Consider the following 22,735-nt stretch of genomic DNA (forward strand, 5'->3'; position numbering starts at 1 on the left):
ACGACTTTTTATGAGGGAAGCGCCTTATCCTGGGGGCATGAGTTACGACAACGACACGAATGCCACCGGACTCACCCTCGCTCAGCAGAAAATGCGCGAGGCGGGCGTGGCGGAAGCTGCCATTAACGTCTTCAGCGACTTTTACCACCAGCTCGAGCAGGGCGTGACCGGTTCGATCCCGGAAGAGACGATCTCGCCACTGACCGAGGTGGATCGACTCGCCGATGTCGAGGTTGATCCCGAGGTTGCGAAGGATGCTTTCTCGAAGCTCGTTGTCATCAACCTCAATGGTGGGCTTGGCACCTCGATGGGCATGGATCGCGCGAAGTCGCTCCTCCCTGTTCGCGATAGCAAGAGCTTCCTCGAGATCATCGTCGAACAGGTGCTCGCCGCTCGAAAGAAGACTGGCGCCCGCCTCCCGCTGCTGTTTATGAACTCGTTCCGCACGCGCGAGGACACTCTCGAGGTGCTCGCTAAATATCCCGACCTTCAGGTGGGGGATTTGCCGCTCGACTTCCTTCAGAATAAGGAACCGAAGCTTCGCCGCGACGATCTCACGCCCGTCGAATTCCCCGAGAACCCGGAGCTGGAATGGTGCCCGCCGGGCCACGGCGATATTTACACGGCCCTTCTCACCTCGGGCGTGCTTGATGCCCTGCTCGAACAGGGGTTCCGCTACGCTTCAATTTCGAATTCAGACAACCTCGGCACCGTTCCCTCGCCCGAGATTGCCGGCTGGTTTGCCGCTTCCGGCGCCCCTTACGCTGCTGAATTGTGCCGCCGCACAGCAGCGGACCGCAAGGGAGGCCACCTCGCTATCCGTAAGTCCGACTCTCGCCTTATCCTGCGCGACACCGCCCAAACCCCGGCGGAGCAGATGGACTACTTCACCGACGAGCACCGCCACCCGTTCTTCCACACGAACAACCTGTGGTTTGATCTCGTGAAGCTCAAGGAGATCCTCACCGAGCGTGAGGGCGTCATGGGCCTGCCACTCATCCGCAACGAAAAGACTGTTGATCCTTCCGATAAGTCGAGCACTCCCGTCTACCAGATTGAATCGGCGATGGGAGCGGCCATCGAGGTGTTCGAGGGAGCCACCGCGATTGTCGTTGACCGCTCGCGCTTCCTGCCCGTGAAAACAACGAGCGACCTGCTGCTCGTGCGCTCCGATGTCTACGAGCTCACCGAGGATTACGCTCTTGAGAAGGTCATCGAGAAGGCCCCGCTCGTCAAGCTCGCCGACAGCCCCTACAAGCTCGTGGGTGACTTCGAGAAGCGTTTCCCGGGTGGTGCGCCGAGCCTTAAAGACGCGTCTTCGCTCACCGTTGAGGGGGATTGGACGTTCAATGAGGGCGTCCGGATTGAAGGTGACGTGACCCTCGGAGCTGAGGGCGGAATCCTCCCCTAGTTCCCCTCCTCGAATTGCATAGGGGTTGCGGGGGTTTGGCGCGGTGCATGTGGCCCGCCCAGGCCCCCGTTTCCATGCTGCGCAGCCGCCCAGTCGTCATTGACGCGCCTGGCCGAGGCGAGGCGCCGCTAAGTCGAGCGGATGCCGGCTCGCCAAACTCTCTTCGCCTATGAAGAGCTTCCACAATTTCCAAACACCCGTTGCGCAGCCTTTAGCGTTCTGGTTGGCTATGTGACATGGGCCTCGCTCGGGGGAGTGGGGCCGCGTCGAGCTGGATGGGGGAGTGTATGCGGAGCGGGCGGGCACAGGTTCTTGGTGCGTTGAGTGTCGCGGTTGTGGTGGCGGCTGGGTTCGTGGGCTGTGGTGGTGAGTCTGCGGGTGGTCCGACGCCTGCCGCGCAGTCATCCAGTTCTCCTCTGAGCAGTGATGATGGCGGTTCCGATTCGGGTGGTGGCAGTGATGGCGGTGGTGAAGCGTCCGGCCGCACGCCGAATCTTCCGCCGGAAAACGCGGCGCTTGAGGCTCCTGATTTCAAGGACTACACGGGCATAAAGTACGAAACCGATCAGGGCGCCCAGGAGACAGCTAGGTACTTTGTTGATGGATGTATTACGGGTATGCCACGGGCGATACGGAACCGCTAGGGAACGTGGTTGATTCCCGTCAGTGCGAAAATTGCCAACGTGTTATTGACGGCATAGATCGGTGGCGGAAGAAGTCTAAACATATTTCGCCCGCCGAGATCTCTGAAGATGATATTTGGGTCGTTGAGACTAACGACGACTTCACTCAAGTGGAATATTGATACACCGTCAACGATGTGGTGGTGACAGAGCCGGGCCTAAGTAGTGAAACGGTTAAAAGTGAAAGAAAAGCATCAGCATTTCGCCTCCGTTACCTGAACGGATCTTGGAAGATCCAAGAGGGTGTTTGGAAAGGGGCGGACGATGTCTCGCGGTAAAATTTTCGGCTTGTTGATTGGTGCGGCAATCGCCATTTCAAGTTGGTCGGCACCGGTCTTAGGTGAAGAGAACTCAGATATTGATTTTGATGGAGTCGCTGAAACTGGATCTTTGACAATCGAGGGTAGAAAACCTGGAGGCCCCATTAATGGCGGGTCAAATGGGCGGGCGCCGGATAAACCTTCGGGCAAGCGTGATGCGGTGACGGATGGCCCGCGGCGGGTGTGGGTGTCGGCGAGTGATCGGGATTTGGGTTGTCGTAGTGGTGGGCCTGATGTGTTTCGGTTGCTTGCTGTGACGTCGTTTTGTCGCACTGCGCGGGCAGCGTGTCCGGTAGCGTTTCCGGGGGCGTCAGTTGTGGTGGGACATGAGGTAGAGGTATCGACGGGGGCGCCGATTTTGGGGACGGAGCGTGTGTCGGGGTGTTCGTCGCCGTCTTCGAGCTCGGGTGGCGGTGGTTCTGTGATGCCGGTGGTGTCGCAGGAGGATTTTCGGTCGCTTGGTGTGGAGCCGCTTGTGGCGCATTTGGGGCCGCCGGGAGAGTGGATTCCGATTGGGTTGGACATGGTGGTGTGGGCGGAGTCTCGGGTGCAGACTTTTGAGGTGGAGATGCTTGGTCGGGCTGTGAGTGTGCGGGCGACGCCGGTGAAATATATCTGGGATTTTGGTGATGGGACGGTGTTGACGACTTTGTTTCCCGGTAGGCCGTTTCCGAGTAAGGATGTGTCGATGGGGTATACCCAGTGCGACAGATGTGTCGCAAAAATGGCGAGACCGAGCCTATTGGCAACAGCAAACTACTGCGCCGTAACTGTCCCGCTGGGGTGCCCCTGTATGGCACTGACTCGACGAGGCCGCGAACGAGCAGCCTCTTGAGAAGGCGAAAGGCAGCGGCAGCGAACCTGGATCGGTTCAGATCTACGAGATGGATGCGCTCATCGGTTCGCCGCGTTGCTCGAGGTTCCGGCTGCGTCCGCAACGGAGTGGGCGAGGTGCTCTGCCAGCGCGGCGCGCAGTTCGGGCGGAAGGGGGGCGGCTCCGACGGATTCGCTAAGCCAGAGTCCGTCGGCGGCAAGGTACACGACCATCTTCTGCAGCGCCCGAGGGTCAGTCGGGTCAATCTCGGCAGGGTCGGGTATCCATCGGGAGATGACCCTTCTCCACGGCTTGTTGAGCTCGCTGTCGGTGCTCGCCTCGAGCATGAGCAGCAGCTCGGGGCCAGTGGCGCTGCGAGCGCTCACGCGGGCGTAGGCGGTGACGCGCTCGTCCTGCGTTGCCTCGTCTGGGTCCTTGCCCAGGACGTTGATCATCTCGTGGTCCCAGCGCTCGGCAAGATGCTCGTGCAGCGCGAGCACCAGGGCGTCCTTCGAGGGGAAGTGGTAGAGCAGCCCACCTTTGGTGAGTCCGGAGGCGGCGGCCACCGATTCGTACGTGACGGCCGTGACGCCGTCGGTTTCGACAACGTGGAGGGCGGCTTGGAGGATGGAGTCTCGTTTGCTGGTCCGCATGAGCGGTCCTTTCGTGGTCAGTGCTCGGAGTGCAGCTGTGACTGCGTGCCAGGCAGGTACCGACGCAGCAGCACTCCCGTGATGACAGCGGCCGCTGCCAGGACGCCGGCAACGACTAGCATCACGACGAGGCACGCGGAGTCGAAGGCCGTGGAGGCCGCCTGAATGATGGCGGCGTCTCCCTGCGCCGCCTCCAGTGCCTCGGCGATACCGTCACCAGCCGCCGCCGGTGCACCGTTGGGGAGGACAACACTGGCGGTATAGATGGCCGTGAGCAGGCTTCCGAGCACGGACACGGCGATGAGGCTGCCGAACTCGTAGGAGACCTCTTCGAGGGAAGCGGCCATGCCTGCACGGCGCACCGGCACGTTCCCGATGATGGCGGTGGAGGCGACCGACATGGCAGCTCCGAGACCGGCACCCGTCACCAGAAGGCCGAGAACCAGCACGCCGAAGGATGATTGGAACCCGACTACCGTCACCACGACGCCGCCGGTGGCGACGGCGAGACCACCGGTGATCAGCGCGAGCAGCCCGACACGGTGCAAGAAGGCACCACCCAGGAGCGCTGTCGGCAACGAGCCCACGGCAATCACGGCAACCAAAAGCCCAGCCTCCAGCGGACTGAAGCCGACGACCTGCTGGAACCGTTGCGTGGTGACAAGCTGGATGCCACCGATGGCGAACATCGCGAACGCCGCGGCGAGCACGCCAGCACTGAACGCCGGGTTGAGGAAGATGGAGAACTCCAGCAGCGGATTCTCCAGGCGCCGCTGACGGCGCACGAAGAGCCAGAACCCGATGGCAGCAACGAGCAGCGCAACAACAATGGTCGCGACAGACGGGGGCGCGTGGCCGATCTCCTTGATGGCCACCACCGTTCCGACGAGCCCGATCATCACCAGTATCGAAGACACGGCATCCCAGCGCTTCGAAGGATCCAGGTCATTGGCCGGGCGGATCAACCAGGTAGCAACCAGCGCCAGCGCCACTACGGGCACGTTCACCAGGAACACCGAGCCCCACCAGAAGAACTCGAGCAGCGTGCCGCCGAGAATCGGACCGAGAGCGGACCCGACGACCGACAGGCTGCCCCAGATCGCGATCGCAAAATTCCGCTCGCGCTCGACCGTGAAGTACGTGCGGATCAGTGCCAGGGTTGCCGGCATCATCGCTGCCGCACCGACAGCGAGCACAGCGCGTGCACCGATCAGCACCTCGGGCGACGGCGCCAACGCTGCGAGCAGGGACGCCAACCCGAAGATCACCAGGCCGACGACGAACATCCGCGTGTGGCCGATGCGATCACCGAGGGTCCCGCTACCGAGCAGCAGGCCCGCCATCACCAGGGGGTAGGCGTTGATGATCCACAGGCTCTGGGTGCTTGATGCCTGAAGGTCCTCGGTCAGTGTCGGCAATGCCGTGTACAGGATCGAGTTGTCGAGGGTGATCAGTAGGAGCCCCGCTCCGACAGTCACCAGCAGCGACCAGCGTCGCCGTTTCGTCATCGTGGACATGCGCGTCTCCCTAATCGTGAACAACGTAACTGTACCTGATGGATAGTATAGTTATGTCTACTGCGAGAGAGGTCCGCGTCACTCCCTGTTCACGGCGCCTAAAGCCAGTGACTACGAGCGTGGCGCTCATTTGGGTATGCGTTTGAGGGGTGGTATGAGGTGTCGTTGGTGACGGTTTTTAGTGGGGAGTTTTCGGTTGGTGGGGGTGCGTGGCAGCCGATTGATGGCACTGTGCAGGTGAGGTCTGAACCGAAGTGGATGTATTCGGATCTTCGGCAGGCGCGTCTTGTGGGGGATGAAGAGCCAACGGAGTATCTCGGTATTCCCCAGCGGGGTAAGGAAACGCTGGGGCCGTTGAACCCGGACGCGGAGAAGAAAACGTTAACGAAACCGCGCAAGAAGAACTAAAAATTAGCCTCCCGTGGGGCAAGGCAAGGGTCGGGAAAAATCAGGCGGCACCGTTTCGGAAATGCTCTCGCCGTTTTTCTCCACCCTCATGACGCGGCGTATGTCGCGCAAGTGCGCTGGAATCAAAGCTTCAGGACCCTATAGAGTCAAAGCCGAAACGACCTAGGATCCAATATCCCCTAAACCCTGTGGATTCAAACCCCCACAACCCCTATGGAATTCAGTGAGGGAGGGGGTGGGCCTTGAATTTCGTGTCGGGATTGACGAACGCGTCCTGGCTTTCGACGATCAAGAGCTCACGTGCATTCACTTTGAGGGTGCGGTCGATGAGCTCGAACACCGACGCGGCAGTTTTCTCGAGCGCCTCAACGGGGCCGGCGCCGCCAAGCAAGTGTGCCGTGAAAAGAGCCGTCGTCACATCGCCGCTGCCGTGAACCTTGCGCTTCAGGCGCGGTGTCGAAATAAGGTGAGCGCCGGAAGAATCGGCCACGAGAAGTTCGAGGGTGCCGGGCGTGGTTTTATCGGTGAGTACGCTCGTGACAAGAACGGTGTCGGGGCCCTCGGCGCGCAGTTGTTCGACAGCAGTGAGGGTGCCCTCGAGAGTGGACACATCGGTGTCCGTGAGCACGCCCAGCTCGAAGTGATTCGGAGTCAGCACCTCCGCGGCCGGAACAACCTTGTTCGCCATGAGCGGCGGGATATCGGAATCCACGTAGAAACCTTCGCCCGCATTGCCCATCACTGGGTCGGCGATATACACGGCGCGTGGATTGTGCTTCTTGACGCGCTCAACGGCATCGAGGATGACGTCAGTGACGGCAGCGGAGCCCTGATAACCGCTGAGAACAGCGTCGGCTTCGCCGAGGATGCCGAGCTCTTCGATGCCGAGAACGACCTCGTGTACGTCCTTCGCGTCGATCACGGGGCCACGGAATGTGGGGTGGCCAGTGTGATTGGAGAAGAGAACTGTATTTACGGGCCACACTTCGTGGCCGAGACGCTGGAGCGGGAACACCGCCGCGGAGTTGCCCGCGTGGCCGTAGGCCACGGCAGATTGGATCGACAGAATTTTCATGCGTCACTCCTTGACGGCTTGGGAACGGGAAACATCGGTGTTTAGAAGAGAGCGGGGCCGAGCGCTTGAGCTTTCTCATCGAGGTAGCACGTGCCACACAGCGACTCGTAGGTCACGCGGCCCGCGCCATCGATCGCTACTTGGTCGCCTTCGAACACGAACGCGCCGTTCACGCTTCGACAATTGAACTCGGCTTGCGACCCACAGCGGCACATCGTGGGGAGTTTCTCGAAGTTGTCGGCAAGCTCGAACAGGCGCGACGAGCCGGGAAATTGACAGGCGAGAAAGTCGGTGCGAAGCCCGTAGCAGATGACGGAGATCTGGTCGTTCTTGGCGACGAGGAACAGCTGGTCGATTTGATCGCGGTCCAGGAATTGGCTCTCATCGACGAGAACGACATGAAAGTTTCGCTCAGGGCGAGCAGCGATGAACGCTTTGATTTCTTCGCGAAGGTCGTGCCCGGACTCAATGAGAACATCGACCCGTCGCTTCGCGCCTCCGCGCGCGAGCACCCAGTCTTCGCCCTTCGTATCGACAGCGGGCTTGACGGTAATGGTGCCGAGGCCGCGTTCCTCGTAGTTGTAGGCCGTCTTGATAAGGGTGTCGGATTTTCCCGAGTTCATCGCGCCGTATTTGAAGTGGAGCTTAGCCATCGGTTCCTCCTGAGCATCCCTTCGGCGCGCGTGAATATATCCTCCACAACCTTAGTGCACCTGGCCTTGCTAGCGTGAAGGCGTGACGACAAGCGACAAAAGTGGCAACGGCCGAAAGGTCTTCACCCGTAAGAACCAGGCGAGAAAAAACTCGAGAGCGTGGCGTGAGAGGAGCCGAGCAGGCGTCGGACCCAGCGCTTCTCACTCCAATGATGGGGCGGGCCGAACTGAAACAAGCGAAGCCGCACACCCGAGAACCTGCGCTGGTCGCACGATTCCCATTGGGCTTTCCACTTCGTCGCTGTTCCCGCTCGGCCTCGAAGACACATTCAAGGCGGCACGGGAAACGGGCTATGACGGCGTCGAGGTCATGTGTTCGCTCGATCCGGCTACCCGTGACGCCATGCGCCTTGAGACCCTCACGCGTGTGTACGACCTGCCGATTTTGTCGCTTCACGCACCGACTCTCTTCTTTTTGCAGTTCGCAGGTGGTCTCGACCCCAAAAAGAAGCTTGAGGACACGATGCGCCTCGCGGTGGATCTTGGGGTTCCGACGGTTGTCGCCCACCCGCCGTTCCGATGGCAGGGGCGTTACGCCAAGAACTTCGTGGAGATCGTTGCCGAGCTCGAAGAGCGCTACGGGATCGCGCTTGCCGTCGAGAATATGTATCCGTGGCGCCTCGGGGTGCGCGAGGCCCTTCCGTATTACCCGGATCATGACCCGACCGATGAGGATTACGCCCACCTGACGATCGACCTCTCTCATGCGTCAACCGCGGGTGATGATGCCCTCGCGATGATCGAACGTGTCGGGGATCGGCTCAGCCACCTCCACCTCACCGACGGTTCAGGCCACACGCTGCGCGATGAACACCTCGTGCCGGGCGAGGGGGATCAGCCGGTTGCCGAGATTCTGCAGAGGCTCGCGCGTCGTGGATGGGGCGGGTCTGTCATCGTGGAGATCGCGACGGGCACGAGCCGGAACTTCGACGCGAAGCTCGCCCCTATCGAACGTTCGCTCGTCGTTGCGCGCCGAGAACTCAGTCACGTTTGAGCGCCAAAGCCCTTTGAACTGGTCACTTTTTCACCAAATCTCCAGTGCTTCGGTGGACAATAATGGGGCGCTTTGAGAGGCGCGAACCGAGACCGAAAGCGAATAGTAGTAGTGATTCCCAACACCGCGTTTGACCATAAAAACGCCGCCATTCTCTCCGTTTCCGCCGTGGAAGCTCAGGTTCCCGTCACTTCTGACTCGATCGACGAGATGCTTTCACCGGCCCGCAAGCGCTTGCGGTTGCCGAAGGGCACACTTCAGCGCGTCGCCGGTGTGTACGAGCGGCGATGGTGGAAGGACCCGGAAAACGGGTGGAAACAGGGTGCCGTGATCGCCGCTGAGCGTGCGATGGCGAGCGCGGGCATCACACGCGAGGACGTCGGGATCCTGATCAACGCTTCCGTTTCGCGTCAGCACCTCGAGCCGGCGATGAGTGCCCATATTCACGCGGCGCTCGGTATGCCCGCTTCGTGCATGAATTTTGACATCACGAATGCGTGCCTCGGCTTTGTTAATGCGATGACTCTCGCCGCCGGGCTCATCGACGCCGGTCAAATCGACTACGCACTCATCGTGGGCGCGGAGGATGTCGAGGAAGTGCAGCGGCGCACCATTGCGCGCTTGAACGACAAGAACTCGACGCGTCAGAATTTCAATAACCAGTTTGCGTCGCTCACGCTCGGTTCGGGCGCTGCCGCGGCTGTTGTGGGACGCTTCGATAAGCACCCGGATGGCCACCGGATCGTGCACACGCAAACGCGCGCGGGCACCGAGCATCACGAGCTGTGCATCGGCAATATGGACGACATGCGTACCGATACGGCTGGTCTGCTCGAAAACGGTCTCGAGCTCGTGACGCAAACGTGGCGCGCGGCCGAAGAAAGCGGTCGGAATTATTCGAATAAGCAGTGGTACATCACCCATCAGGTGTCGATGGTGTACACGCGTGCCTTCGCGAAGGCTATGGGAATCGACCCTGAGATCATTCCGGTGACGTTCCCCGAACTTGGCAACATTGCCGCGGAGGCCGTTCCGCTCACTCTCGCCCTCAACCAGGATCGTTTTGCGAAGGGCGATGAGCTTTTGCTCCTCGGTGTGGGCTCGGGATTGAACACGGCGATGATGGAGGTCCAGTGGTGAGCGCGAAGACCTTCCAGGACGTGCAGGACGTTCCCGATCTTCCCGGCGTTCAGCCTGAACTGCACCACACGCTCAAGGTGCGGGACTCGTTCGGTGATATGCGCCGCTGGCACTACCTCGATAACGACCGCCAACTTGCCGAGCGAGGCATTGAGCCCCGCGGCACGCTTCTGTGCGTGCACGGCAACCCCACCTACTCCTTTCTGTATCGCAGCTTGTTCAACGAGGAGATGCTCGAAGCCGGTTGGCGTGTCGTTGCCGTTGACCAGCTCGAGATGGGCTACTCGGAACGCACGGGACGTGAGCGACGCTTGCAGGATCGCATTACCGATCTTTCGTTGTTTACGGATGCACTCGGCCTTTCCGGCAACGTCGTGACGGTGGGGCACGATTGGGGCGGCATTGTGTCGATCGGCTGGGCCCTCGACAACCGTCACGACGTGATCGGCATGGTGCTCACGAACACCGCTATTCATCAGGAACTTGGCGAGTCGCTCCCGGCTTCACTTCAACTCGCAACGGCCCCCGGTTTTCTGCCGTTCTCGACGTCGCGCACGGATGCGTTTCTTCGCACGACCGTGAATCTCTCTAAGCCGCAGCTGCCGCGCGAGGTGCGGGAGGGCTACTACGCGCCGTATCGGTCGAGAGCGCGCCGTCGGGGCATCGAAACCTTCGTCGCCGATATTCCGGCGAGCGCGGAGCACCCCTCGCGCGCGACCCTTGAGCGCCTTGCGGAGGGTCTCAAGGGCATGGACGTTGCCACCCTCATGGTGTGGGGGCCGCGCGATGTTGTCTTTTCGGACCGATACCTTCGCGATCTTCTTGAACGTGTTCCGCATGCCGATGTGCATCGTTTCGAAGGCGCCTCGCATCTCGTGTGGGACGACGCGCCCGTCGCCCCGCTCGTGCGGCGCTGGCTCGAGGAACGACTCATCAACGGCGCCGACCATCGCGAACGCTCGGTCTCGAGCTTTGCCGAACAGCCCGAGTACAGACGTTTAGGCTCGCTCATTACTGAGCGCGCAAACGATCCGACGACGGCGTATGAACCCGCTGTCGTCGAGATGCTCGCCGAAGGCCCTCGCACGATCACGTGGAGTCTTCTTGAAAAGCGAGTGTCGCAGCTCGCGAGTGGAATGCGTGCGCATGGCATCAAGGCCGGTGATCGTGTGAGCGTTCTCGTGACGCCAGGCGCCGACCTCACGGCGGTGCTGTATGCGTGCCTCCGGATCGGCGCGATTGCCGTCGTCGCCGATGCTGGCCTGGGGGTCAAGGGCCTCACGCGCGCAATTGTGGGCGCCCACATCGACTACGTCGTGGGGATCCCTACGGCTCTTGCGGGAGCCCGTGCGCTCGGTTGGCCTGGTGAACGTATTTCCGTGCGCACACTGCCCACGATCGATCGCGCTGTGTTTGGTGTAAGCACATCGATCGATGAGCTCATGCGCGAGGGCGAGCAGATTCACGCTCTTGGTGGCGGCGATGAATGGTCCGACATCGATCCCGATGCGGATGCGCTCGTGCTGTTTACATCGGGGTCGACCGGCCCCGCGAAGGGGGCCGTGTACACGCATCGGCAGGCGAGCGCGATGTTCGCGGCCGTTGGCGACACGCTTCAGCTTCGCCCGGAGCGCGGACTCGTTGCCGGGTTCGCGCCGTTCGCACTGCTTGGACCGGCCCTCGGTGCGCCGAGTATTGTGCCCGAGATGGACGTGACGCGCCCTGGTGAGCTCACCGCGAGCGCCCTCGCCGATGCCGTCGATGAACTCGGTTCACCGGCAGTCTTCACTGCTCCGGCTGCGCTCCAAAACATTATCGACACGGCTGGTGCGCTCGATGAGCGCCAGCGCGAGGCACTTTCGCGAGTGCCGAGCTTCTTTAGCGCGGGGGCACCAATTCCCGCGCCGCTTCTTCGCGCGCTACGCGATGTGCTCCCGAACGCACACTCGTATTCGCCCTACGGCATGACCGAGTGCCTCGCGGTCGCGGCGATCGACCTCGAGGGAATTGAAGCTGCTGGTGAGGGAAGCGGCGTGTGCGTGGGTGCGCCCGTCCCGCGTGTGGAGCTCGCAATCGCGCCGCTTCAGTCCGACGGCCGCGCAGCCTCCACGGTCACCACTAAGCCCGGTGTTGTCGGCGAGATTATGGTCCGTGCCGCGCACGTTCGCGACCGCTACCTCATGCTGTGGGATACGACGCGAGAGTCGATGCGCTGCGAGGGTTATCACGCGACGGGAGATGTCGGTCAGCTCGATGCCGAGGGTCGCCTGTGGGTTGAGGGGCGTCTTGCGCACGTGGTCACGACTGCGGCGGGACCCGTGACGCCCGTGCAGATCGAGAAGGCGGCGGAGAGCCTCGACTTCGTGCGTCGCGCGGGTGTATGCGGGGTAGGCCCCGCGGGAACGCAGCAGGTCGTGGTGATCTACGAAGACCCGGCGACGTTCCGCCCGGGTAAGGGCCAAACGCCCAAGCCCGCGACTCCCGAGCGCCAGGCCGCGATTCGCGAAGCCGTTGAAGCGGCAACGGGTATTGCCGTGACGGCTGCTTTTGAAACGACGACGCTTCCGACCGACATCCGCCACAACTCGAAGATCGAGCGCGCACGCCTTGGGGCGTGGGCCGCGCGCGAGCTGGCCGGTGAAAGGAGTGCGCTGTGAAGGTTCTCGTGACCGGTGCGAGCGGCATGCTCGGCGGCGAGGTCGCAAAGCGGCTTCGCGATGCGGGCCATGAGGTGAGTGCGTTCCAGCGCCGCCCCGCGGGGATTGAAGGCATCACCGACGTGTGCGGCTCGCTGACCGAGGCGGACCAGGTGCGCCGTGCCGTTGACGGCAACGACGCGGTCGTTCATCTCGCGGCGAAGGTTTCCATCTCGGGTCCGGAGGAGGAATACCGCGCCATCAACATCGAGGGCACTCGCAACGTGGTGAATGCGCTTCGCGCCCAGGGCGGCGGGAAGCTCGTCAACACGTCCTCGCCGTCCGTCGCCCACTTTGGCGAGGCTATCGTCGGGCTCGACGCGACCGCCCCTGAGCCTACGCGCGCCCGCGGACCCTACGCCCGCACGAAGGCCGCCGCTGAGCTCGTGGCGATGGAGGCAGACGGCAACGATGGCATTCTCGTCACGACTTTGCGCCCGCATATCGTGTGGGGCCCCGGTGACACCCAGCTCGTGGAACGCATCGTCGAGCGTGGCCGCAAGGGGACGATGCCCCTTCTCGACCGCGGCATGGCGCTCATTGACACCACCTACATTGATAACGCCGCCGAGGCATTCGTCGCGGCACTCGATCGCATCGAGGACGTGCACGGAGAGAGCTTTGTGATTACGAATGGCGAGCCGCGCACGGTTCGCGACTTCGTGGTGGGGTTGTGCGATGCGGCCGGTGTCTCGCGCCCGCGAATCACGGTTCCTGGCCCGCTCGCACGCGTTGCGGGTCGCGTGATCGAGAAGGCGTGGGAGTTGCGGCCCGGCTACGATGAGCCGCCCATGACCGAGTTCCTCGCGGAGCAGCTGTCGACAGCGCATTGGTTTGATCAGCGACGTACGTGTGAGCGTTTGCAGTGGAAGCCGCGCGTAAGTATGGACGAAGGCTTCGCGAAGCTCAAAGCGTATTACGATAAGGCGCGTGACTGAAGATTTAACGACTTCTCCGTACGGCGAGAAGGATATTGCGGCCATTGATGCTCAGATTCGCGCTGAGCAAGACGCGAAGCCTCGAGCTTCTCAGCGCACCGTTGGGCTCGTGCTGCTCATCGGGTCTGTCCTCGGGATCGTCGCGTCATTCGCGCTTATGCAAGATAAGCTCGCGATTCTCGCGGACGCGAATGCGTCGCTGGCCTGCGATATCAACCCGTTCATCTCGTGCGGGACGTTTATCCAAACGTGGCAGGCACAGACGTTCGGTTTTCCGAACATGTACCTCGGGTTCATGGGATTCTCGATCATGGGTGTCGTCGGCGCACTGCACCTTTCGGGACTTGCGCTTCCGCGCTGGTTCCAGTGGGCGACGTTCGGAGGGCTCGCCTTTGCGTTCGCCTTCATTCTGTGGCTCTCGAGTAATGCCCTTTTTGCGATTCACGCCCTGTGCCCGTGGTGCCTCCTAGTGTGGGCGGTTGTGCCACCCATGTTTTGGTCCTTCGTGACCTTCCTCGTGGAGGAGGGCATTATCGAGGCGCGCGGGCTCGTGCGCACCGTGCTGCGTTCGTGGATCGCGCTTTCTCTCGCGTGGTACGCCGTGGTGATTGTGGCGGCTTTCTTTGTGTTCCTGCCCGAATGGCAGGCGATGTTCTTCTAGGCCCCGTCGCGCTCTAGGCTCCACAAGCCCCGGTTGTCCCCAGTGGATCGCCGGGGCTTTTTCGTGGGCGCTCCTTGTTCCTAGCGTGGAGGCTATGAACAGTTCGACGGGGCGCGAGAGGCGACACCGCGCAGATGCACGAACGAGTGTGAACACACGCTCGTGGGACGATCTTGAGGAATGGTCACGCGAAGGATCCGGCGGGCAGCGGGGTCCTCGATGGTCAGCACTCAAGGACCCGCGCGTCATACTCGGGATCCTTACCGCGGGGGCGCTCGTGCTCGGCGGGGCTCACATGGCTACGTCGATGACGCCGAGTGACGACAGGGTCGCAGTCAACGCGCAGCCTCTCGAGGAGGCACCGGAAGTAACGACGGCGATCGCCGAGGGGTCGGCGCCGGAAGCATCCTCACCCGCCTCTACTGCTCCGGCGCCCGGGGCCTCGAATCCTCCCGCTGCCGGTAAGCAGACGGTGGTGGTTCACGTCGTGGGGGCAGTGAGGCAACCGAAGCTCGTCGAACTTCCGTCACACGCGCGCGTCGGCGATGCTCTCGAGGCTGCGGGCGGACCCACCGAAGACGCCGATCTGGGCCGCATCAACCTCGCGCGCGTCGTAAGCGACGGCGAACAGGTGTATGTGCCACGCGAAGGGGAAGAAATCCCGTCAGAAATCGCGGGGCCAGCGACCGGCGTCGAGTCTTCCCCCTCGGGCCCAGGAGCGGAGGCCAGCGGGGACGGCGCTCTCGTCAACATCAACACGGCTTCCGAAAGTGAGCTCGACGAGCTTCCCGGCGTGGGCCCCGCGATCGCCGCCAGAATCGTTGAGCATCGCACAACCAACGGCCCATTCTCGAATATCGAACAGCTCCAGGATGTCAAGGGGATTGGTCCTGCCATCTTCGAGGAGCTTCGTGAGCGCATCACTATCTGAGGGCGTGAACGGGTGTGGTGTGAGGCCCGTGAGGGGGCTGAGCCTCATCCCACACGCCGCTGTGCTCTGGCCGGCAACCATTGCGAGCGTGTCTCTCGGACCTGTCGTGCTTCTCGCCGTCGTTATACCGGCGCTTCTCCTGGCCATAGTGCGAGAGAAACGCCTGCGGGCACATGCACTGCTTGCTGTTCTTCTCGGTGCGGCAATCGCAGGGCCAGTTGCACGCGTGCACAGCGAGAACCTGAGCCTCGAGGAAGCTCTTCGCGAAAGAAACGTTGTGACGGAGGTGCAGGTCGCCTTACGCGAGCAACCGTCAGAACCCTTAAAGGTGCGCGCGTGGGATACGACGGTTGCGCGTGCGTCGAGCCAGCCCGAGCTTTCGAGGATCACGGTTGGTGCAGGAAACAAAGCGATTTCGAGGCAGATACGAATCGTGCTCACCTGGTCGAAACACACGCGCGGGGGCGATCCCTTCTCGCTTGAACGCGGAGACATACTGCGTGCGCGGGGATACGCCGAAAAGGATGGCTCCACGCTCTTTCTCGAGATTGCCGACTGGCAGCCGGAGCCGTCACGACCTGCTCAGGGTGAGGGGGCGATGGCCGCCGTAGGGCGTGTCCTTGACTCCTGGCGAGAAGAGCGAAAAGAGGTCGTACGGTTAGCCTCCTCGTTTTTGCCTGCCAATGAAGCAGCGCTCGTCGTGGGCATGACCCTTGGCGACGTGACGGGTCTTGCCAGAGAGGTGAAGGATGATATGGCGACCTCCGGGCTCACGCACCTCGTTGCTGCCTCGGGGGCAAACATTGCTCTCACCTATGCTTTTGTCACGCTGCCGCTGCTTGCCGTGGGCGTGCGCCGCAAAGCGCGGGTTCTGGCGGGGGCTGCGGGGATCGCCGTGTACGTGGCGGCAGTGGGCCCGGAGCCCAGCTTGCTGCGAGCCGCACTCATGGCCGTTCCCCTCATGATTGGACGCTATGCGGGTTTTCGCACGCCGCCTCTCAACGCGCTTGCGCTCACCGTTCTCGCATGGTGCGTCGTTGATCCGGCGCTCGTGGGAGAGGTGGGCTTCGTGCTCAGCGTCGGTGCGACGGGCGCTATTCTCGCGCTCTCGGTTCCGCTTGCTGAGGTTATCCGGCAGGTCAGTCGCGAGAGAATTTCCCGCAATCTCGCGCTTGTGGTTTCCGTTCCGACGGTTGCCCAGGCCGCATGCACACCGATCTTGCTCCTGCTTGCTCCCGAAACGTCAGTGTGGGCTGTGCCTGCGAACATTGCCGCGGAACTCGTCGTGGCGCCCGCAACCGTGAGCGGTTTTGTTGGCATTATTGTCGCGCATGTGTGGGCGCCGCTCGGCGTACCATTCTTCGCCCTTGCGGGGGCAGGTGCGCATGTTCTCGTGCTCATTGCACAGGTGAGTGCCGCACTTCCGGGAGCGCACATCGCGTTGCCCGCCGGCGCGGGAGGTGCACTGGCCACGGCAGGAGTGCTCATCGTCGTAGGGCTCACGCTTTGGTTGCGCACGCGCCGCGAGGTGCGCTGGGCGCTCGTATTCCTCGCAGTGATTGCCCTTTTCGGAGGAGTCTCCACGCTGATCCCCGGGGACGTCGAAGACTGGGATGTCGTGATGTGCGATGTTGGGCAGGGCGATGCAATGCTCGTGCGCGCCGGGGGAAAAACAGTACTCATCGATACGGGACCAGACCCGAACATGCTCGCCCGATGTTTGGACCGTGCGGGAGTCGGGGCGATCGACCTCCTCGTCGTGACCCACCCTCACGCTGATCATGACGGCGGAATACCCGCGTTGACGGGGAAGCGTACGCCGCAGCAGGCGTGGGTGTGCCCGCTGGATACCTCGACGAAAGCAAAGCTCCCTCGGACTGAGGTGGACACCGTGCTCGCGCCTCGTACGGAAACCGTTGGGTCGCTGTCCCTCGAAGTTCTGTGGCCGCGTTCAGCCGAGGAAGCGAGAGCCCTCGGGGCAGGCGAGGGCGGGGGAGAGGAATCGGCACTCAATGATTGTTCGATTTCGATGCTCGTGAAAACGCCCACGTGGAGTGCTCTGACGCTAGGAGACCTAGAGCCTGATGCGCAAGCCGTGCTAGCGAAATCTGGTGCTGTCGAGGCGGTCGAGCTCGTCAAAGTCGCGCACCACGGCTCGCGTCGCCAAGAGCCGGCGCTCTACGATGCGGCGCACGCTTCGATTGCCGTCATTGGTGTAGGCGCGAACACGTTTGGGCATCCTCACCAGCGCACTTTGTCACTGCTAGCGGAGCGAGGAATGGCGGTGAGGCGCACGGATGTTGACGGGATGGTGGTGATGAAACGCGCCGGGGATGGGTGGTTGGTGCGCACCTTACGATAGCGATGTATACAAAAAGTCTCACGATGTGAACTCGCTAGACGAACCGTCCCACACCTCCTACTTTGTATACAACGATTTGGGGAAGTGCCCCGAAAGCTTCTCGGAAGGGAGGTGCGGGATGAAACGCAGAACGATCCTCGGTGCGGGCCTTGTTGCGCTCGCTGGTGTGGGGTGCGTGCCCCGCCAAGAACTGGATGATCCCCCCGAACGCCCCGACATCGTGGATAGTAATTCCACGGGTCAAAACCTGCACAACGGGGGCGATCTCGTCATGGCGCTCTCAGCGGAGCCCGACAAGCTCGACCCCACGACGTCGTCCTCGCTCTATACCCGTTACGTCATGCAAACGATGTGCGAGAAGCTCTACGACCTCAACCACAGAGGTGAGATCGTTCCGATGCTGGCCGCCGCTCTTCCCGAGATCAGCGACGATGGGCGTGAGGTCGTGATCCGCCTACGTGAGGATGCGGTCTTTGCAGACGGTGAGCCGTTTAACGCCGAAGCCGTTCGTATCACGCTTGATCGCCACTTCAATCACGAGCAGTCCTCCCGGCGTTCGGAGCTCGGCCCCATCACCGGCATCGAGGCATTCGAAGAGTTTGCCGTGCGGGTGACTTTCGAAAAGTCATTTTCTCCGTTTACCGCTGCGCTTGCCGATCGTGCGGGCATGATGCTCTCCCCGAAGGCCCTCGAGGAACTCGGAGATGACTTTGCATCGCATCCGGTGGGGGTCGGGGCTTTCAAATTCGTTGAGCGCATTCCGCAAACCTCGATTACCGTCGAACGCGATCCGCTCTACTACGACGCGCGCAACGTGCGACTCGACAGCGTGACCTACCGGATCATGGCCGATGCCAACATCCGCGCCGCGAATATCCAAAGTGGCGACGTGCACGTTGCCGACAGCATCTCGCCGCAGGACATAGAAGCGGTCAAGGCATCGCGTGATATTAACACTCTCCAGGTGCTTTCGCTTGGATACCAAGCCATCACCATCAACCTTGAGCCCAAGGACGACGCTGGTCACCCCCTCGATAAGGGCCTCATAGCGACCGATGAACGCGTGCGACTCGCGTTCACGAAGGCGATCGATCGAGGGGCTCTCGTGAACACGGTGTTCAACGGGTGGTTCGATGCAGCGTGCTCGCCGATCTCGCCCTCGAGTCCGTTCGCGACCGAGGAATCCACTCAATGTCCTGAGTACGATCCGGAGGAATCAAAGCGTTTGCTCGAGCAGGCGGGCGCCCCGGTGCCGTACCCGATCACCCTCAAGGTCTCGAATTCTCAAGATTCGCTCCGCTTCGCCCAGGCCCTGCAGGCCCAAGTAAAGGAAGCGGGGTTCGCCATAAGGGTTGTTCCTACGGAGTACACGGCAATGCTCTCGGCTCAGGATTCGGGTACGTACGAGGCGATTCAGCTCGGCTGGTCTGGCCGTGTGGATCCCCACGGCAACGCGTACAACTTCTGGACCACCGACGCGAACAACAACTACGCGGCCTTCAGCGATCGCACGCTCGACGATCTGCTCACGAAGGCTTCTGAAGTCACCGACCTTGACGAACGCTCCGCGCTGTACGGAGCGTCTGTGAAACGCATGCAGGAAACGAACCCCGTGATCTACCTGTACCGCCAGCGCTCGCTCACCGCCTACAGGGCGAATCTCGTGGGGGTCTCGACCTACGCGGACGGCGTCGTCAAGCTGTCCCACGCGGCTTTTATCGAAGGGAAGCAGCCATGACCCGCTTTATCTCCATACGCTTCCTCGAGTCGCTGTGCACGCTCGTGCTGTCGTCGATCGTGATCTTCGTTGGCGTACGTGCGCTTCCGGGCGATCCCGCCGTCGCAATGGCGGGGGAGGAGGCCTCAAAGGAGCAAATCGAGGCGATTCGGGCAAGTCTTGGGCTCGAAGAACCTCTGATCGTCCAGTATGGCGCGTTCGTGAAGAACACGGTCACACTGAATCTCGGGGAATCGACGCGTACGGGCCAGGACGTTGTGTCGATGCTTGTGACCGCCCTTCCCGTCACGGTCCTGCTTTCGCTGTATGCCATCATCGTCGCGATCGTGATCGGGCTGTTCTTCGGGGTCTATGCCGAGCGTCGCAGGGGCAAAATCGACGAGCTCGGGGCGAATATCGCCGTTCTTTTCGGGCTCTCCGTGCCGAACTTTTGGCTGGGCCTCCTCGCGATTCTCGTGCTTGCCGTCTCGCTCGGGTGGTTCCCCGCCTCGGGATACGTGTCCCTTACGGAGGACCCGCTGAGGTGCCTGTACTACCTCACGCTTCCTGCCTTCGTGCTGGGATCGGGGCTCGCAGCAGTCATCGCGCGCCAAACTCGTGCGAGTCTCATCGACACGATGGCGACGGACTACGTGCGCACGGCCCGGGCGACGGGCATCGCTCCCTCGCGCATCTTGTTTCGATACGGCCTTCGCAATTCGCTCATCGTGCTCGTCACGATCGTCGGTCTCCAGCTGGGCGGTCTGATTTCCGGTGCCGTTGTGACCGAGCGTATTTTCGCGCTCCCGGGAATCGGGCGCATCACGCTCGATGCGGTGTTTTCGCGTGACTATCCCGTGATCCAGGCCGTTGTGCTGCTCGTGACGGTTGCCTACATCGTCATTAATTTCCTCGTGGACGTCCTCTACTCCGTTGTCAATCCGCGAATCAGAACGGGAGGTGCCGCATCGTGACTGCTACCGCGATCTCACACTCATCCGATACTTACGCCCCTACGAAAGGCGTGGGCAAGCGTCTCCTCGCTTCTCCCGCGGGCCTCGTCGGTTCCGTGCTCGTGGCGTTCGTGATTCTCGCAGCGCTACTTGCGCCAGTGATCTCTCCGTACCACTACGCCGACACGAATTTCACCTACCCCTTCCAGGTGCCGTTCACGGAGGGCTTTTGGCTCGGAACCGACGACCTTGGGCGTGACGTACTCTCTCGCTTGCTGTACGGCACCCGAGCTTCACTTCTCGTCGGCCTGCTCGCCGTTGCTCTCGCAGTTGTCGTGGGGACGCCGCTCGGCTTGCTCGCGGGATATTGGCGCAAGGCGGATATGGTCATCTCTCGCTTTGTTGACGTGACTCTTGCATTTCCGTTTCTTGTGCTCGCCGTGGGTCTCGCCGCGATCTCGGGTGCGAGCCTCACCAATGCGGCGATTGCATTGGGCGTTGGCAATATTCCGTCGATGGTGCGCGTCGTGCGCGGCGAAACGATGCGGTTGAAGGGAGAGGCCTTCGTCTCGGCGGCGATTGCTGCCGATGCTTCCCTCGTGAGGATCCTCGGGATGCACATTCTGCCGAATACGCTCAGCGCGATCATTGTGCAGGTCACGGTGATCCTTCCCGCTGCCGTCATCGGCGAGTCGATGCTGTCGTTCCTAGGTCTCGGCATTCAACCGCCAGCGCCGAGCCTCGGCATCATGCTTTCCGATGCGCAGCAGTGCATCTACCGCTCACCTACCGTCGCGATTGCGGCTGGCTTGACCATCGTGCTCATTTGCTTCGCATTCAACCTTTTTGGTGATGCGTTGCGCGATGCACTCGATCCCAACTCGTCGAAGGAATGACCCCATGACGACGTCGTTCACACCCGCCCCGGCTCCGCTCGCCCGTCTCGATCTCAAGGGCACGTTTGGAATGAGCGCATCGACGCACTGGCTTGCGACCGCGAGCGCGCAATCGGTCCTGGAAAAGGGCGGTAACGCGTTCGATGCGGCGGCGGCTGCGGCATTCGTGCTGCACATCGTCGAGCCCCACTTAAACGGTCCCGGTGGTGACATGACGGGGGTATTCGTGACTGCCGAGGACCCGCGCCATCCGCGTGTACTCATGGGGCAAGGCGCTGCTCCCGCCGGTGCGAGTGTCGAAACATATCGGGCGCTCGGGCTCGAGCGTGTGCCCGGTTCGGGTGCGCTTGCGGCCGCGATTCCTTGCGCTGTGGACGCCTGGCTGCTTCTGCTTCAAGAGTACGGAACGCTCACCTTGGGGGAGGTTCTCTCGTACGCGATTGGGTACGCGCGCGAGGGCCATCCTTTGCTCGAACGCGCGGCAGGCGTCATTGAGTCCATGCGCGAGTTTTTTGTGGAGCACTGGCCGACGTCTGCCGATCTCTGGCTGCGCGACGGTATCGCGCCGAAAGCCGGCGACATCGTGAAGAATCCTGCTTACGCGACTGTGCTCGAGGATCTTGTCGATGTAGCCGCGGCGCACGAGGACCGTGCCAGTGGGGTTCGTGCAGCGCGTGAGCGTTGGCGCACGGGCCCCGTTGCCAAAGTGATGGCCGCTTTTGTGCAGGAGCCGCACCGGCATTCCGACGGCGGTGATTACGCGGGGGTGCTGACAGAGGATGACCTCGCGTGCCCGGGTGCGCGCGTGGAGAGTCCGACGGTTGCGTCATTTAGGGGCTTCGACCTCTATAAGACGGGCCCGTGGGGCCAGGGGCCCGTGCTGCTTCTTGCGCTCGGTATTCTCGAGGGCTTTGAGGATGAAGATCTCGATCCGTCGACGGCTCGCGGTATCCACACGATCGCGGAGGCCCTCAAGCTCGCGCTTGCCGATCGCGATGCGTTTTTCGGCGACGACAATAGTGTGCCGCTCGAGGAACTGTTGAGCGAGGAGTACCTCGCCTCTCGCCGCGCGCTGATAGGCGAGAAAGCGTCGGAGGAGCTTCGCCCCGGTCGCCCCGGTGGGCGCGTCCCAACGCTCGTGTGTGCTGAAACTCGTGAGGCATACGATGCGCGCGGCGGCGCGCGCGGTGACGCTGCAGGTGAGCCGACCGTGCGCGTGAACACGGGGGAGGAAGAAACGGATCCTGAAACGGGCGAATTGCGCGGCGACACCGTTCACATCGATGTCGTGGATCGGTTCGGCAATATGGTGAGCGCGACACCTTCGGGTGGGTGGCTCCAGTCCTCACCGACGATTCCCGAACTGGGTTTTTGCCTTGGCACTCGGCTCCAGATGACGTGGCTGGACGAAAGGTCACCGTCGGCCCTCGCCCCCGGGAAACGACCCCGCACGACGCTGAGCCCCACTCTCGTGCTGAAAGACGGTGAGCCTATCCTCGCGACTGGAACGCCGGGAGGGGATCAGCAGGATCAGTGGCAGCTTCTCTTCCTTCTGCGGGTGCTCGTGGGCGGGTACAGCCCGCAAGAGGCGATCGAATCGCCCATGATGCACACGACCTCGATGCTCGAGAGCTTTTGGCCGCGCACGTGGGAACCCGGTCAGCTCGTGGTCGAGGATTCGCTGGGCGATGAGGTCATTGGCGAACTCGAGGCTCGCGGACACCGAGTCGTGCGGGCAGGGACGTGGTCACTCGGGCGTTTGAGCGCCGTGACGCGCGACCCGGTGACAGGAATGCTCGGTGCCGCGGCGAATAATCGCGGCCAGCAAGGATATGCGGCAGGAAGGTGAGGCT

Annotated in this window: 17 protein-coding genes; 13 read left to right on the forward strand and 4 right to left on the reverse strand. The window is 62.1% G+C overall.

Annotated features, from left to right (window positions below; genetic code table 11):
* Positions 1-37 precede the first annotated feature (37 nt).
* Entirely contained in the window at positions 38-1,411 is a 1,374-nt protein-coding gene (locus FXY94_RS07525; RefSeq protein ID WP_016664428.1) for a UTP--glucose-1-phosphate uridylyltransferase, read from the forward strand.
* Between the two features lie 1,897 nt (positions 1,412-3,308).
* On the opposite strand, the gene FXY94_RS07530 is transcribed toward FXY94_RS07525, so the two are convergent.
* Together FXY94_RS07530 and FXY94_RS07535 are read right to left on the reverse strand one after the other, a co-directional pair.
* The gene (locus FXY94_RS07530; RefSeq protein ID WP_016664431.1) at positions 3,309-3,881 is read right to left on the reverse strand and encodes a TetR/AcrR family transcriptional regulator; all 573 of its coding nucleotides are present in this window, start codon (positions 3,879-3,881) and stop codon (positions 3,309-3,311) included.
* 17 nt (positions 3,882-3,898) lie between these two features.
* A complete protein-coding gene (locus FXY94_RS07535) occupies positions 3,899-5,398 on the reverse strand; it encodes an MFS transporter (RefSeq protein ID WP_016664432.1) in 1,500 nt (499 codons plus the stop codon).
* Between the two features lie 168 nt (positions 5,399-5,566).
* On the opposite strand from FXY94_RS07535, the gene FXY94_RS07540 reads away from it, so the two are divergent.
* Positions 5,567-5,806, forward strand: a complete 240-nt coding sequence (locus FXY94_RS07540; protein ID WP_016664433.1) for a hypothetical protein — start codon at positions 5,567-5,569, stop codon at positions 5,804-5,806.
* 220 nt (positions 5,807-6,026) lie between these two features.
* On the opposite strand, the gene pdxY is transcribed toward FXY94_RS07540, so the two are convergent.
* Complete coding sequence (gene pdxY / locus FXY94_RS07545; RefSeq protein ID WP_016664434.1) at positions 6,027-6,881, reverse strand: pyridoxal kinase PdxY; 855 nt, start codon at positions 6,879-6,881, stop codon at positions 6,027-6,029.
* 41 nt (positions 6,882-6,922) lie between these two features.
* Positions 6,923-7,534 carry a thymidine kinase gene (locus tag FXY94_RS07550; RefSeq protein ID WP_016664435.1) on the reverse strand — a complete coding sequence of 204 codons (612 nt, stop codon included), beginning with the start codon at positions 7,532-7,534 and terminating at the stop codon, positions 6,923-6,925.
* 82 nt (positions 7,535-7,616) lie between these two features.
* Here FXY94_RS07550 and FXY94_RS07555 point away from each other — a divergent pair, with 82 nt between their 5' ends.
* From FXY94_RS07555 to FXY94_RS07605, 11 genes are all read left to right on the forward strand, one after another.
* The gene (locus tag FXY94_RS07555; protein ID WP_016664436.1) at positions 7,617-8,588 is read left to right on the forward strand and encodes a sugar phosphate isomerase/epimerase family protein; all 972 of its coding nucleotides are present in this window, start codon (positions 7,617-7,619) and stop codon (positions 8,586-8,588) included.
* 114 nt (positions 8,589-8,702) lie between these two features.
* Positions 8,703-9,728, forward strand: a complete 1,026-nt coding sequence (locus FXY94_RS07560; RefSeq protein ID WP_040386946.1) for a 3-oxoacyl-ACP synthase III — start codon at positions 8,703-8,705, stop codon at positions 9,726-9,728.
* Positions 9,722-12,385, forward strand: a complete 2,664-nt coding sequence (locus FXY94_RS07565; protein WP_016664438.1) for an alpha/beta fold hydrolase — start codon at positions 9,722-9,724, stop codon at positions 12,383-12,385. The genes FXY94_RS07560 and FXY94_RS07565 overlap by 7 nt, the downstream gene beginning before the upstream one ends.
* Positions 12,382-13,362, forward strand: a complete 981-nt coding sequence (locus FXY94_RS07570; RefSeq protein ID WP_016664439.1) for an NAD-dependent epimerase/dehydratase family protein — start codon at positions 12,382-12,384, stop codon at positions 13,360-13,362. The genes FXY94_RS07565 and FXY94_RS07570 overlap by 4 nt, the downstream gene beginning before the upstream one ends.
* Positions 13,355-14,023, forward strand: coding sequence for a vitamin K epoxide reductase family protein (locus tag FXY94_RS07575; RefSeq protein ID WP_016664440.1), 669 nt, complete (start codon positions 13,355-13,357; stop codon positions 14,021-14,023). The genes FXY94_RS07570 and FXY94_RS07575 overlap by 8 nt, the downstream gene beginning before the upstream one ends.
* Positions 14,024-14,117: 94 nt before the next feature.
* Positions 14,118-14,954: a helix-hairpin-helix domain-containing protein gene (locus tag FXY94_RS07580; RefSeq protein ID WP_084813945.1), complete on the forward strand. Its 837-nt coding sequence runs from the start codon at positions 14,118-14,120 to the stop codon at positions 14,952-14,954.
* Positions 14,935-17,316: a ComEC/Rec2 family competence protein gene (locus FXY94_RS07585; protein WP_016664442.1), complete on the forward strand. Its 2,382-nt coding sequence runs from the start codon at positions 14,935-14,937 to the stop codon at positions 17,314-17,316. Before FXY94_RS07580 ends, FXY94_RS07585 begins: the two co-directional genes overlap by 20 nt.
* A gap of 118 nt (positions 17,317-17,434) precedes the next feature.
* Positions 17,435-19,054 carry an ABC transporter substrate-binding protein gene (locus FXY94_RS07590; RefSeq protein ID WP_016664443.1) on the forward strand — a complete coding sequence of 540 codons (1,620 nt, stop codon included), beginning with the start codon at positions 17,435-17,437 and terminating at the stop codon, positions 19,052-19,054.
* A complete protein-coding gene (locus FXY94_RS07595) occupies positions 19,051-20,007 on the forward strand; it encodes an ABC transporter permease (protein ID WP_016664444.1) in 957 nt (318 codons plus the stop codon). The genes FXY94_RS07590 and FXY94_RS07595 overlap by 4 nt, the downstream gene beginning before the upstream one ends.
* On the forward strand, positions 20,004-20,882 hold the full coding sequence (locus tag FXY94_RS07600) for an ABC transporter permease (RefSeq protein WP_016664445.1): 879 nt from the start codon (positions 20,004-20,006) through the stop codon (positions 20,880-20,882). The genes FXY94_RS07595 and FXY94_RS07600 overlap by 4 nt, the downstream gene beginning before the upstream one ends.
* A 4-nt stretch (positions 20,883-20,886) precedes the next feature.
* Positions 20,887-22,731: a gamma-glutamyltransferase family protein gene (locus FXY94_RS07605; protein ID WP_016664446.1), complete on the forward strand. Its 1,845-nt coding sequence runs from the start codon at positions 20,887-20,889 to the stop codon at positions 22,729-22,731.
* The last annotated feature ends 4 nt before the right edge of the window (positions 22,732-22,735 follow it).

Source organism: Dermabacter jinjuensis, from assembly GCF_902381725.1.
Lineage (GTDB): Bacteria > Actinomycetota > Actinomycetes > Actinomycetales > Dermabacteraceae > Dermabacter > Dermabacter hominis.